We start from the raw sequence: 13757 nt of genomic DNA on the forward strand, positions 1-13757 counted from the left end.
GCTCACGAGAAGCGGCCGCCGCGCGCGCGGTGGTGCGCGCGGCCGATGAGCATCCGCCGCCCCCGCGGGGAGATCTCGCTCCACGCAGGCCCGGTCCCCGCCCGCGCCGCGTAGTCGAACCCCACCTCCGCGAGCACCTCTTTGAGATCGTCGGTCTGGAGCTTGGCCGCGAACGCCTCGCCCGTGACCGGACAGACCGCCTTCTCGCCCCGGTCTCCCGCCTCCTTGTAGAACGTGACACCCACCGACGCGGGGCGCTGGAACACGTGAAAGAGCTTGCCGAACGGCAGGTAAACGAGCGTCACGATCACCGTCAGCGCGTGGATCTGGGCGAGCGCGCCGTAGAAATACCCGTGCAGCCACTCGTAGCTCACCCAGAGCAAGAGCCCGCTCGCGCTCACGGCGAAGAGCAGGAGGAGCGGCAGGAGATCGCGCTCGAAGCGCTGGACCGCCACCGCGCCGCCCTCCCGCGTGCGGCGGAGCATGGCGAGCATCACCCCCGGGACGACCATGAAGCCGCTGACGACGAGCGCGTGAAAGATCGCCCACCCCACGACGCCGTGGACCGGGATCTCCGACACGCGGACCCCGAAGAGCACCACGCGATAGACCGCGCCGGCCGCGCCGGACTCGAAGTGGAGCCAGCCGAACACGAGCGGGAACGTCACGGCCGCGGCGAGCGCGCAGCCCCACGCGATGAGCATGTGGGCGATCCACCGGGTCAGGCCGCGACGCAGGATGAAATCCTGCGCGATGATCTTCGACCACAGCGCCTCGACGATGAGCGTCGGGCGGCGGAGGCGCGGCCAGCGGCGCGGCGAGAAGAGCACCTCCACGCCGCGGACCCAGTACTTGCGGGTCGGCGGCTTGCTGAGCCAGACGGAGTACCGGTACACGACCCCGAAGGTCATGAAGAGGCACGCGAAGGTGTAGCCCACGAGCGCGGAGTCGAAGTCGGCGAGGTCGCGGCTGCCGAGGACGATGAGCGCCGCGAGCGCCGCGGCGGCGACGGTCCCGTTGCGGACCGCGCCCCAGTGCGCGAGCGGGGCGCGCCGCGGCGCGCTCGCGGCGGCGCCGGGGCGCGCGGGGCGCTCGGTGAGCTCCGTGCTCATCGCTCCGCTCCCGTGATCGTCGCCTCGCCTCGCCCCGCCGCCGCAGGCAGGTGCGACGGCGCGTCCTGCGCCTCTCGCGCCTGCCGCGGCGCCCAGAGCGGGTAATCGATGCCTGCGAGACGATTGATGACGATCGCCTGCAGGGTGAGGAGGGTGACGCCTCCGAGGAGCACGAGGAACATGTGCGGCCGATCCAAGATGCCCAGCGACACGATGAGCGTCGTGGCGCCCGCGGGCGGGTGAGGAGCCCGGGCGAGCACCATCAGGCCCGCCGTGAGCCCCAGCGAGAGCGCCACGGCGAGGATGCGCGGCAAGGTCAGGCTGGCCGCGGTCGCCGGGCCCGCGTGCGTCAGCCCCGTGACGATCAGGCTGAGGTACGCGACCGCGACGCCGATGCCGTGCCCGATGAGGGTGTTGCGCGGCGCGGCGGAGGCCGCCCTGGGCGTATAAAAGAACAGGAATGCTGTCGGCCCGAGCGACGGAAACACGAACGGCTCCTCCGTCGCCGCGGCGAGGGCCGCCATCAGGCCGATGCTGATGAACCCGTTGATGCAGCTGAAGGCGGCGAGCACCGGGATCTGGGAATAGCGCTGCAGCAGGCGCGGTAGCCGCAGGCGCGAGAAGATCCCGCGCGCGACGTCCGCCATCTCGCCGCCGAGCGGGTGTCGCGGCGATATCGGACCGTAGCCGCGCCCGCCACCCCACAGATCCCCGGAGCGCGGGGGATGCCGGTTGTCTCCGTCGTCGTTCATGCGCCGCAAATGCCACGATCGGTCCGCAGCTGCACCAGCTCCGTTGGACTCTCTTGCAACCACCGCGAGGTGGCGCTCCCGGAGCCCGGCAGGTGGAGGAGGATCTCGTCCAGCGCGCTCAGCTCGACCCGGAAGCGCTGGAGCGCGCTGCACTCGGCGCCGATCGGGTGACCGGTCGCGAGGTCGAAGGCGAGCCCGTGGAGAGGGCACTGGACGACGTTGCCCCCGAGGAGCCCGTCCGCGAGCGGGCCGTCCCGGTGAGGGCAGCGCGCCTGCACGGCGAACAGCCCCCCTGCTCGCGTCCGGAACACGGCCACCTCGTAGCCGCCGACGTGGAACGCCCTCCCTTCTCCTTCGGGTATCTGGCCCAGCGGGCCAAGGTTGAAGACGGTCATCTCCTTCAGCGCGACATCGCTCATCACCCGAGCTCCTCCCTGGCCGGCGCGCGGGCCGGCCGGATGACACCCCTCGTCTCCGCGGGCGCCGGGCGCTGGCCCGGCGCGCCGCTCCGCCGATCCACCGCCTACTCCGCCTGCGCGGGCGCGCCGCTCGGCGGCGGGAGCAGCGTCGTGAACTGGGACGGATGGATCGGGCTGTCGGCCTCGCTCCAGGGGTCCGCGTACGCGTCGACCGAAGCCTGGACCTCCGCGTCGAGGCGCGCCGCGATCCCTTCGGCGTCGTCCACGATCACCCTCCGCACCTTCTCGATGCCGACACGCTCGACGAAATCGTACGAGCGCTCCATGTACCTGGCCTGCTCTCGGTAATACTGCATGAAGCGGCCCGCGTAGCGGATGACCTCCTCCTGCGTGTCGACCACGCAGAGCAGGTCTCCCTTCCTGACGCGCGAGCCGGCCCCGCCTCCCACGTAGATCTCCCACCGGCCTCCCTCGATGGCGACGGCGCCCACGTCCTTGGTCGTCGCCTCCGAGCAGTTGCGAGGGCAGCCGGCGGTGGCGAGCTTCAGCTTGTGGGGCGCCTCGAACCCCTGGAATCGGCGCTCGATCGCGATGCCGAGCGCCGTGCTGTCCCCGACCCCGTAACGGCAGAACTCGCTGCCGACGCACGTCTTGCAGGTGCGGAATCCCTTCGTGTACGCGTGACCGGACGGCATGCCCAGGTCGCGCCACACGTCCGGCAGCCGCTCCTTCGCGATGCCGAGGATGTCGATCCGCTGGCCCCCCGTGATCTTCACCATCCTCGCCTCGTAGCGCTCGGCCACGTCGGCGATCTTGCGGAGCTGGGCCGGCGTCGTGACGCCTCCATAGATGCGCGGGATGACGCTGAACGTCCCGTCGCGCTGGATGTTCGCGTGCACCCGATCGTTGATGAAGCGCGCGTCGCGCTCGTCCTCGTACTCTCTCCCCCAGATGCTCTTGAGCAGCGAGGCGAGCCCCGGCTTGCTCGCCACGTCCTCCTGTCCGCCCGCGAGCTCCCGGAACACGGACGAGACGCTGCGCAGCCCGCGCTCCTGGATGAGCCGGACGAGCTCCGGCTTCGCGTAGGGCACGCCGGGCACGTAGTAATGGGCCGAGGGGTCCTCCGCCGCGCCGCCACCGAGCACCAGCTCGAGGACGGCCTGCACCTGCGGCTTGCACGCCCCGCAGCCCGACCCGGCGCGCGTCGCGGCGCACGCCTGCCGGAGCGTGCGGCACCCGCCCCGCGCCGCCGCGGCGATCTTACCTTTCGAGACGCCGTTGCAGTTGCAGACCTGCGCCTCGTCGGGCAGGTCCGCCACGCTGGGCTCGCCCGCGCCGGCGTGGGCCCCGGGGAAGAGGAGCGCCGCGCGATCCTCGGGGATCTCGAGGCCTCGCTCGAACGCCTGGAGCAGCCTCCCGCCGGGCCCCCCGCCGCCGAGCAGGATGGCGCCCGCCAGGATCCCGTCCCGGATCACGAGCTTCCGGTAGATCCCGCGCGACGGCTCGGCGTAGGCGACCTCTTCCTCCGCGTCGGTCGCGGCGCGCTGCTCCCCCATCACCAGGAGATCGACGCCCATCACCTTGAGCTTGGTGGAGACCTTCGAGCCCGCGTACGCCGCGTCGGGCCTGCGCTCCGTGAGCCGATCGGCCAGGATCTGCGCCTGTTCCCACAGGGGAGCCACGAGCCCGTAGGTGCGCCCGCGGTGCTGGGCGCACTCGCCGAGCGCATGGACGTCCGGATCGTCGGGCGAGCAGAGGTCGTCCCCCACGACGATCCCCCGCTCGACCGTGAGCCCCGCGTCGCGCGCGAGCTCTGCGTTCGGGCGGATGCCGGCGGAGATCACCACGAGATCGCACGCGAGCTCGCTCCCGTCCTCGAAGCGGAGCCCCTCGACCCGCTCGTCTCCGAAGATCTCCCGGGTCGATTTCTCGAGGTGGATGACGAGCCCCATGTCCTCCAGCGCGCGCCGGAGCACGGCTCCGCCGGCAGCGTCGAGCTGGACCTCCATGAGGTGCTTCATCAGGTGCACCACGTGCACCTCCAGGCCGAGCCCGAGCAGGCCCCGCGCGGCCTCGAGGCCGAGGAGCCCGCCGCCGATCACGGCGGCCCGCCGCGACCGCCTCGCGTGCTCGATGATGCCGCTGCAGTCATCGAGCGTCCTGAACACGAAGACGCCGCTCTTGTACCCTCCGCCCTCCCGCTCCAGCCCCTCGAGCTTCGGCACGAAGGCGCGGCTCCCCGTGGCGATGACGAGCTTGTCGTAGGCCTCGACGACGCCCGAGGCGCCGCGGACGGTCTTGCTCCGGCGGTCGATCGAGGCGACCCGGACCCCGGCGTGGAGGCGGACGCCGTTGTCCTCGTACCACGACAGAGGGTTGATGAAGATGTCCTTCGGATCCTGGATTCCCGCAAGAACGTTCGATAACAGGATGCGGTTGTAGTTGCCGTACGGCTCATCGCCGAACATCACGATCTCGAAGCGGTCCCTGCCCCCCCGCGCGACGAGATCCTCCACGAACCGCGCGCCGGCCATCCCGTTGCCGATCACCACGAGGCGCTTCCTCTCCCTCTCTGGGACCGCCTGCCCGTTCCTGTCGATCGTGCCCCCGTCGTCGACGGCAGATCCAGGTTCATCGCTCATGAGATCCAGTCCTCCTTGTCCTTCAGGCAGCCGCTCGGCGCGGGCTGCGCGCGTCCCCGAGCGCCGTCGTCCGCGGTCCTGCGCGAGCGCTCGTCGGGCCATCCGGTACAGCGGCCCTTCGACGTCACGAGGACGCGGCGGAGCGGGCTCGGTCGCGTTCTCACATCGAGTTGCTGATGCAACATGAATACAAAAATCGATCCAACCCCGCGCGGGTCGCCCTGATGTGCCGCGCCTTTGTGGCCCACAAGACGGAACAGGGGGGTGCCGGGTTCCGGGCGTGGTGACGAATTGTGGGATCGCGATCGCGCGTCGCGAGACACCGCGGGTGTCCACCGGGCGCGCCCCGCCAGGCTACATGGCGCCTTGATGAAGATCGCTCGTCAGAGGAATAAGCGGGTCTCCGCCTTGTTATGGAGGCGAAGGCGACTGCCCTGCTCCCGCGCGAGCGCCGGAGCAGGCGCCGAGCAGCTGGCCGCTCGGCCTCGGCCGGACAGGCGCGCGCGTCTCGCCGGGCTCACGCTCGGCGCTGCCGGCCGGGCGTCGCGAACGGCCTGAGGTCGGGGAGCCCAAGCGAGGGGAGCTGCAGGTCCGCGAGCGGGCTCGGCCGACCGTCCGGACGGCGCAGCAGCTCGTCCGACGGAGCCTAGAGGTCGCGCTCGAAGCCCGCGTACGCGGTCGGAGACTCGCGGACGAGCACCCGCAGCGTCGCGCCCGGGCAAGGCGCCTCGTCCGCGGCGAGCTTCGCGATGTCCGCGGCGAGCAGGCCGGCCACGTGCTCGGCCACGCGCTCGGTCGTGGAGGTGCGCCCGGGGAAGGCCGGGTGCTCGTCGAGGTTCTGGTAGTCGATCGTGTCCAGCGCCCGGCGCAGCGACGCGTGCAGCGCGCCGATGTCCATCACCACGTGGTGCGGGCCGAGCGCCTTCGCGCGGATCTCGACCTCGACGGCGTACGTCGCGCCGTGGAGCCGGGTCGCCGGGCCGAAGAACGGATCGGAGAAGCTGTGCGCGATCATCACGTGATCGCTGACGCCGAGGAGGAACATGGGAGGCCCCTTCGTTAGGTTGCCCCTCGCGTAGCCGATCGCGATCCGTACTGGAAGACCGTCTGCAGCCTCGCCCCGGGCGCGGCGGCGAGCTCGACGTACACCGACGGGGCGGCGTCGAACGGGACGGGCGGGTCGAGCAGCGCGTCGAGCGCGGCGTCCTCCAGCAGGGCGCGCACCAGCGCGAAGCGCCGCGCGTGGTCCCAGCGGGGCGCGCGCTCGGGCGGGATGGTCGAGACCTGGCTCGCGCGCAGGCGCAGCCGGCGGCGGTGGAACTCCGCGCCGAGCGCGACCGGGCTCGTCCGCGCCCCGTAGAACGACGCGACCGTCACCGTCGCCTCGCGCGCCGCGTGCGCGATCGCGCGGTCGAGCTCGCCCGGGTCGCCCGTCGCGGCGATCACGACGTCGGCGTCGCCGCGCGGGCGGTCGTCTTCCGGCCGGATCGCCGCGGCGGCGCCGAGCGCGAGGCCGGCGCGGCGGCGCCGCTCGCTCGGCTCGACCAGGCGGACCTCGGCCCCGGCGCGCCGCGCGAGCGCCACGACGAGCAGCCCGACGACGCCGCCGCCGAGCACCACCACGGCGTCCCCGAGCCCCACCGCCGCGTCCCACACGCACGTGATCGCCGTCTCGAGGTTCGCGGCCAGCACCGCGCGCTCGCCCGGGATCGAGCGGGGCAGCGCGCGCGCCGCGCCCGGCCCGAACAGGTGCAGATCGCCGTGCGGCGCGAGCGCGAAGACGCGATCGCCCAGCCCGAGCGCCGCGCCCTCGCCGCGGGCGACGACCTCGCCCACCCACGCGTAGCCGTAGCGGCGCGGGTAGGTCGGCGCGCCCGGCGCGTCGAGCGACGGATCGAACGGCGTCGGCCCCTCGCCGCGGAAGAGGAGGAGCTCCGTCCCCTGGCTCACGCCCGAGGCGACCGCGCGCGCCACGACCTCGCCGGCCCGCGGCGCGCGCGGCGGGTCGCCGGCGCGCACCTCGACGACGCCGGGGCGGACGAACCAGAGCTCCCGGGCGGGCCCCGCGAGCGGCGCGGGCGCTTCCGGCGGCGCGGAGCCTGCGGGCGGCGCGGCCGCCGACGGAGGATCAGTCGGGATAGGCAACGTCGCCTCGCAAGAGCAGGTTGCCCCCCAGGAGCTCGACCGCCGGCTCGCGCAGGTCGATCGCCGACGCGAGCGGCGCCTCTCCGAGGGCGCCGACCGCGGGGATCGCCGTATCGCCGAGCAGGCGCGGCGCGATCTCGACCTCGGCGCGATCCGCGAGCCGCGCGCGCAGGAAGGACGTGAGCACGGCGGCGCCCCCCTCGACGAGCAGCCGCCGCACGCCGCGCGCGTGGAGCTCGGCGAGCGCGTGCGGCAGCGAGACGCGGCCGTTCTCGTCCGCGGGCACGACGATCACCGCTGCGCCGCGCTCCTCGAGGCGCGCGCGCGCGCCGTCCAGCGCGCGGCCCGCCGCGCCGACGACGACCACGCGCCCGCCGGCCGGCTGCGCTCTCGCGGTGCCGGTGCCGTTGGTGGTGGTGGACGTGGTCGACGTCGTCGACGTGGTCGACGTCGTCGACGACAATCGCAAGAGGCGCGCCCCCTCCGGCACGCCGAGGGCGCTCGCCAGCACGACGCGCATCGGCTGCGGCCCCTCGCACGCGCGCACCGTCAGCAGGGGATCGTCGATGACAACGGTGCGGATCCCGACGAGCACCGCGTCGTGATCCGCGCGCGCCCGGTGGGCGTGCTCGATCCCGGCGGGCGTGCTGAGCTCGACGCGCTCGTTGGGGGCCGCGATGCGGCCGTCGAGCGTCTGGGCGAAGTGGAGCGTGACCAGCGGGCGCGGGAGGCTCATGGCGCGCTCGCGGGCGGACACCCGGCGCGGCCGAACGCGCTCGCCGCGAGGGCGTTGGGGGACGACGCCCTCGTCCCGAGCCGGCCATCGAGCCTCCGGACCACGGCGCCACTGTAGAACAGAACGCCTGATCAGGCGAGGAGGGCGCCCGCGCCGTCGCCGTCGCTCGCTTGCCGCGCCGGTCCTGGCGCCCTAAGCGAGCCCCGATGCCCATCGGCTGGCCAGATCTCTCGGCGCGCTGCGACCGCGCGGGCATCCCGCTGCGCGGCGGATTCCACCCCTGCGAGGGCGACGGCGTCCCCGCGGCCGGAGATCTCCCCGCCGGGACGCTCGTCCTGCTCGGCAATGCAGGCCCCTCCATGTGGCGCGCGTTCTCGGGCGCCCGCGAGCAAGCGCCCGATCTCGCGCTCGACGACTGGACCTCCGCGGTGGTCTCCGCGCTCGCCGCGGAGCTCGGCGCGGCCCCGCTGTTCCCGTTCACCGGCCCTCCGTACTGGCCTTTCCAGCGCTGGGCGCAGCGGGCCGAGCCGGTGTACCCGTCGCCCCTCGGCATCCTCATCCACCCGCGGTTCGGCCTCTGGCACGGGTATCGCGCCGCGCTCGTCTTCGCCGAGCGGCTGTCGCTCCCGCCGCGCGAGGACCTGCCGAGCCCCTGCGCGTCCTGCGCCGACAAGCCCTGTCTGCGCGCCTGCCCGGTCTCCGCCTTCTCGCCCGGCAGCTATGACGTCGCCGCCTGCGTCGGCCACCTCGACGCCCAGCCAGCCGGGGCGTGCATGGCCGCAGGGTGCCTGTCGCGCCGCGCGTGCCCGGTCGGGCAGGAGCACATCTACCCCGACGATCAACGCCGCTTCCACATGCGCGCCTTCCTTCGCGCTGCCCCGCCCGCGGGGCGCTAGCGCCCAGCGCTCCCAGGCGATCTTCCCTGACAGAACAGGATCCCAAGCAGGTTATCCTGGACCCATGCGGACATTCGATGCCGAGGAGCGCTGGAGTCGCGAGGCGAGCCCCACGCCCATCGAGGCGCCCTGCGCTCGCCGCCTTTGCGGCTCGTCCATGCTCGCGTCCGTCCTCGCGGCGGTCCATCTCCTCGCAGGCTGCGCCGGCAGCGCGCCCGGATCGAGCGCGGCGCTCGGACCGGCGCCGACCACGCCGGCGGAGCCCCATCCGGTGGAAGACCGGCGAACGTTCGCCGAGCGGGCGCCTGCCCGGACGCGTTTGCTCGCGCAGATCGACCCGAAGGCGCTGCCCGCCGGCAACATCGGCGCCGTGGTCGGATGGGACGCCGAGCGGTGCGGCGTGGACGTCGAGAAGAGCATCTCGCGCGTCCAGATCGCCGTCGCCGAGCCAGCGGAGATCCGCGCCGACATCCTGGGCTCGCTCACGATCGAGGACGTGGGCTGCCTCCTCGAAGCCGAGCCGGACGGAGGCAGGCTTCGCGCCGGTCCGCTCGAGATCGTCGCGCTGCCCCGCGGCGGCGTGCGCGTCGCGACGCCGCGCGCCCTCGCTGACGGGCCAGGCGCAAACGTGGCGCTCGCGCGGCGGCTCGACCAGGCGCTCTCCCGCAGCGGCGCCGCGGCGGTCGCCGACCTCGGGCCCGCCGACGCCGCGATCGAGCTCGTCGCGACCGTGACCGATCACCTGGAGGCGAGGCTATCGTCCCCCGGTCGCTCCGACGCGTCGCTCGCGGGGGCGCGGCTCGCCGAGGCGCTGGCCACGGCCCGGCAGGACGGGGCGGCGGGCCTGGAGCCGCTCGAGATCGTGGCCGCTCCTCCCGACGGCCTCGTCATGAGGGTCAAGATCGCGACGGACGCCGCGCTCGCCGTGGCCACGCCGCTCGCCGTGCGGCGGCATGTGATCGAGTCCTTCAAGGTGCCTTCCGGGAGCATGAGCCCGACCGTGATGCCGGGCGACCACCTCTTCGTGCTGAAAGACAGGCCTGGCGAGCGGGCCGGCCGGGGCGACGTCATCGTGTTCCGCTCCCCGGCAGACCCGCGCCAGCGCTTCATCAAACGGATCATCGCGACCGGCGGAGATCGCGTTCAGATCGACGCTGGGGGTCTACGGATCAACGGGCGCCAGGTGCCTTCGGAGCTCGTCGGCGCAGAGCACGTCATCCCGGGAGACGGCGGGCATCCTTATGAGCTGTGGCAAGAGACCCTCGGCGAGCGGCGCTATCCGGTCTTGCGCCCCCCCGGCGGCCCCGCGCCGAGCGCTCCGGGCCCCGCGCCGAGCGCTCCGGGCCCCGCGCCGAGCGCTTCGGGCCCCGCGCCGAGCGCTTCGGGCCCCGCGCCGAGCGCTTCAATCGACGCGAAGGTGCCTCGCGGGAGCGTCTACGTCCTCGGCGACAACCGGGACAACTCCTACGACTCGCGGCATTTCGGCCCCGTGCCCGTCGAGGCCATCGAAGGGATCGCCGCCGTGATCTACTTCTCCATCGACACGAACGGCCTGAGCCGCTGGGACCGCATCGGCCTCCCGGTGCGATAGAGATGTCGCCGGGCGCACACGCCGGGGCGCCTCGCCCGCGTCGAGCGCGCTGAGCTCGCGGCAACGGCGCCGCGGCAGCCCCTCCGGATCGGCCGCCCGACGGCGGCCAGCGGCGCGCCTCGTCGCCGTCGCGCCGCGCCGAAATCCGCGCGTGGCGCCGAGCACAGCCATGGTTCGCCAGGCTATGCTCGGGTCCTGGAGCGCCACGGCGCTCGACCCTAGAGAACGCAGCATGTCCATCGAGCACTTCGACGTCCTGATCGTAGGCGCCGGCCTCTCCGGCATCGGGGCCGGCTATCACCTCCAGACGCGCTGCCCCGGCAAGCGGTACGCGATCCTCGAGGGGCGCAGCGCCATCGGCGGCACCTGGGACCTGTTCCGCTATCCCGGGATCCGCTCGGACTCCGACATGTTCACGCTCGGCTATTCCTTCCACCCCTGGAGGGAGGCCAAGACGATCGCGGACGGGCCGTCGATCCGCGAGTACGTGCGCGATACGGCGCGGGAGTTCGGCATCGACCGGCACATCCGGTTCGATCATCGGGTTCGATCCGCGTCGTGGTCCTCGGAGCACACGCGCTGGACCGTCGAGGTGGACGTCGGCCCAGGCGAGGAGCGCGTCCGCTACTCCTGCGACTTCCTGTACGTCTGCAGCGGCTACTATCGTTACGAGCGCGGCTATACGCCCACCTTCCCCGGCTCCGACGACTTTCAGGGACGGCTGGTGCACCCTCAACACTGGCCGCAAGATCTCGATTACCGGGGTAAGCGCGTCGTGGTCATCGGCAGCGGCGCCACGGCCGTGACGCTGGTGCCCGCGATGGCCGCAGATGCAGCGCACGTGACGATGCTCCAGCGCTCACCGAGCTACATCGCCTCGTTGCCCTCGGAGGACCCGATCGCGAACGCGATCCGCGAGCACCTGCCGGAGCGGATCGCCCACTGCGTCGCCCGCTGGAAGAACGTCGCGCTCAGCCTGCTCGTCTACCAGGTCTGTCAACGCGCGCCGCGGCTCGCCAGGCGGATGCTCCGCAGCGGCGTCGCCCGGCACCTGCCGCCCGACTTCGACATCGATACGCACTTCAACCCTCGCTACGACCCGTGGGATCAGCGCCTCTGCCTCGTGCCCGACGGCGACCTCTTCCGCGCGGTGAAGGAGGGGCGCGCCTCGGTGGTCACCGACCGCGTCCGGACCTTCACGAACGACGGCGTCCTGCTCGAGTCGGGCGAGGAGCTCAAGGCGGACATCATCGTGACCGCGACGGGCCTGGAGCTCCTGTTCTGCGGCGGCATCCGCATCGACGTCGACGGCGACGTCCTCGAGCCCGGGCGGGCGTTCATCTACAAGGGGTTGATGCTGGGCGGCGTCCCGAACTTCGCGTTCTGCGTCGGCTACACCAACGCCTCGTGGACGCTCCGCGCGGAGCTGGCCTCGATGTACGTCTGTCGGCTGCTAAACCACATGGATCGCCACGGCTACCGGCAGTGCTTGCCCCGCCCTGACGAATCCGACCTCGATCCCCGGCCGCTGCTCGGCCTGAGGTCGGGCTACGTGCAGCGCTCGGCGGACCACCTGCCCAAGCAGGGCTCGAAGGCGCCGTGGTACTTCCGCCAGAACTACGTGCTCGATCGGCTCGCGATGACGCTCGGCCCGGTGGAGGACGGCGCCATGACCTTCTCCAGGGAGGGTCGGCCGCCGCGCCGCGATGTCGCGAGCGCGGCGCGCCCTCCGCACGCGGAGGCTTGAGCCGAGGCGCGCGCCGCTCGAGCCTCGCTGGCCCCGCGACGCCCGCTCCCCGCGTCGGTCATGACACGATGAGCGACGATGTCGGCTACGCCTCCGCCTGGCGCGTGCCATCGACGGGCGCGGCGTAGTATCCTGGGACGGAACCAGCGCGTCGGGCGATTGCCGGAGGGGACCATGGGCGACAACGGGAACACGGGGCTCGGCGCCCCCGAGCTCGCGGCGAACGAGGTGTTGAGATCGATCGCGGCGGGCGCGGCGACGCTCGCGGAGGGGGCGCGCGGCGACGGCGTGCGCGCCTTGCAGGAGGCGCTCGCCGCGAGCGGCGAACGGATGACGGCCGACGGCTCCTTCGGGCTGAAGACGCGCGAGGCCATCGTCGCGCTGCAAGCCGCGGAGGGCCTGCCGCAGACGGGCATCGTCGACGCCGCGACGATCGCCGCCCTCGATCGACGCCTTGCGCGCCTCGCGCCCCGGCGTGCGCTGGCGCTCGAAGAGGCCATGGCCAAGGCCGCGGGGCTCAGCCCCGATCAGGTGGCGGCGCTCGGCCGCGAGTCGCCCGCGGTCCAGGCGACCGCCGGGCCCTCGCGCAACGATCAGGGCTATTTCACCGATGCGGACAAGCTCCCAAAGGTGGTGCCCGGGGCCGAGCCGGATCCGGACTCGCCGCCGCCCGCCGTGGACTCCGTCGGCGACCGGCCCGCGGCCGCCGCCGCCGGCGCGCTCGCCGCCGATCGGAGCGCGCGCCTCGACGAGGTCCGGCGCGGGCTCCGGGGCGACGCGCCCGCGCTGGCCGCGCTCGACAGGCTCCTCGCGGCGGGCCGGCTGCACACGGGGGCGCTCCTGCCGAACCTGGCGACGATGGCGGGCGTCCAGCGCGATCCGAAGCTCGTGCTCGAGGGCGGCATCGATCCGCACCTCGTGCTCGCGCAGGCGATCCGGCACGTGGACAACCCGCTGCGCGTCAAGCAGGGCGCGTGTCACGGCACCTGCGGCGCGGGGACGATGGAGTACGTCCTGCTGCGCGTCGATCCGGCCGAGTTCGTGCGGATCCTCGACGGGATCACGCGGGAGGCGCGCGAGGTGACGCTCCGCTCGGGCCGCGCGCTCAGGATGCCGCGCAACGCGATCCTGCGCGACGCCTCGGGCCGGGTCGACATCGACCGGCTGCTGCAATCCGCGCTCATGAACCACGCGACCGCGATGAGCTGGATCTTCGATTACGACAACCCCGAAGACAACGACTCGTTCTGGGCCGCCCTGGGGGGCGACTCGCGCGTCCCGCTCGGCAATTTCACGAGCCTGTTCCAGGACATCATGGGCGGCAGCTACACGAGCGTCTCGTCTCTCCTGCGCAGCGGCGCGTCCGTCGCCGCCGACGTCGCCGCGGCGATGGAGCGCGGCGAGAAGGTGCCCGTCCTCCTGAAATGGGACGGCGGCTATCACTGGGTCGTGGCCGAGAAGATCGAGCGCGGGGCCGACGGCGCGCCCGCCTCGGTCATCCTGCGCAACCCCGTGGGGTCGGACAGCTGCCAGGGCCCCCCGCCCCGCGCGCCGGTCCCCGAGCTCGGCGGCCGGTTTCGCATGAAGTACGCCGATCTCGCCGCGCACATCAACGGCGCGACCCTCAAAGGCTAGTCTCTGGCGGGGCTGGGTGTGGCGACTTCTCCTTCGCCGGAGCGCGACCGTGCAAGAAGTCTTTGCTGGCGTGCAATCCGCT

The 13757-nt window shown here is 73.0% G+C and carries 11 protein-coding genes; 4 read left to right on the forward strand and 7 right to left on the reverse strand.

Going from position 1 to position 13757, the window contains the following annotated elements; all coding sequences use genetic code 11:
* Window positions 1–2: 2 nt before the first annotated feature.
* The 7 genes from WME83_RS34855 to WME83_RS34885 all read right to left on the reverse strand — a co-directional run bounded on the left by WME83_RS34855 (window position 3) and on the right by WME83_RS34885 (window position 7806).
* Entirely contained in the window at window positions 3–1112 is a 1110-nt protein-coding gene (locus WME83_RS34855) for an MFS transporter (RefSeq protein ID WP_437314018.1), read from the reverse strand.
* Complete coding sequence (locus WME83_RS34860; RefSeq protein WP_437314019.1) at window positions 1109–1864, reverse strand: HPP family protein; 756 nt, start codon at window positions 1862–1864, stop codon at window positions 1109–1111. Before WME83_RS34860 ends, WME83_RS34855 begins: the two co-directional genes overlap by 4 nt.
* Window positions 1861–2283 (reverse strand): Rieske (2Fe-2S) protein, encoded by a 423-nt coding sequence (locus WME83_RS34865; RefSeq protein WP_437314020.1) that lies wholly within the window; start codon window positions 2281–2283, stop codon window positions 1861–1863. The genes WME83_RS34860 and WME83_RS34865 overlap by 4 nt, the downstream gene beginning before the upstream one ends.
* 104 nt (window positions 2284–2387) lie before the next feature.
* Complete coding sequence (gene nirB / locus WME83_RS34870; protein ID WP_437314021.1) at window positions 2388–4925, reverse strand: nitrite reductase large subunit NirB; 2538 nt, start codon at window positions 4923–4925, stop codon at window positions 2388–2390.
* A 646-nt stretch (window positions 4926–5571) separates the two neighbouring features.
* Entirely contained in the window at window positions 5572–5970 is a 399-nt protein-coding gene (locus tag WME83_RS34875; RefSeq protein ID WP_437314022.1) for a 6-pyruvoyl trahydropterin synthase family protein, read from the reverse strand.
* 14 nt (window positions 5971–5984) lie between these two features.
* Window positions 5985–7070, reverse strand: coding sequence for a zinc-dependent alcohol dehydrogenase (locus tag WME83_RS34880; protein ID WP_437314023.1), 1086 nt, complete (start codon window positions 7068–7070; stop codon window positions 5985–5987).
* Window positions 7054–7806, reverse strand: a complete 753-nt coding sequence (locus WME83_RS34885; RefSeq protein ID WP_437314024.1) for a RibD family protein — start codon at window positions 7804–7806, stop codon at window positions 7054–7056. The genes WME83_RS34880 and WME83_RS34885 overlap by 17 nt, the downstream gene beginning before the upstream one ends.
* 206 nt (window positions 7807–8012) lie before the next feature.
* Between WME83_RS34885 and WME83_RS34890 the strand changes: the two genes are divergently transcribed.
* From WME83_RS34890 to WME83_RS34905, 4 genes are all read left to right on the forward strand, one after another.
* Entirely contained in the window at window positions 8013–8702 is a 690-nt protein-coding gene (locus WME83_RS34890) for a hypothetical protein (protein ID WP_437314025.1), read from the forward strand.
* A gap of 64 nt (window positions 8703–8766) precedes the next feature.
* On the forward strand, window positions 8767–10293 hold the full coding sequence (gene lepB, locus WME83_RS34895) for a signal peptidase I (protein WP_437314026.1): 1527 nt from the start codon (window positions 8767–8769) through the stop codon (window positions 10291–10293).
* Window positions 10294–10525: 232 nt separating this feature from the next.
* Window positions 10526–12040, forward strand: coding sequence for a flavin-containing monooxygenase (locus tag WME83_RS34900; protein ID WP_437314027.1), 1515 nt, complete (start codon window positions 10526–10528; stop codon window positions 12038–12040).
* Between the two features lie 174 nt (window positions 12041–12214).
* Complete coding sequence (locus WME83_RS34905) at window positions 12215–13675, forward strand: peptidoglycan-binding domain-containing protein (RefSeq protein ID WP_437314028.1); 1461 nt, start codon at window positions 12215–12217, stop codon at window positions 13673–13675.
* The last annotated feature ends 82 nt before the right edge of the window (window positions 13676–13757 follow it).

Source organism: Sorangium sp. So ce385 (assembly GCF_051474135.1).
Lineage (GTDB): Bacteria > Myxococcota_A > Polyangia > Polyangiales > Polyangiaceae > Sorangium > Sorangium cellulosum_D.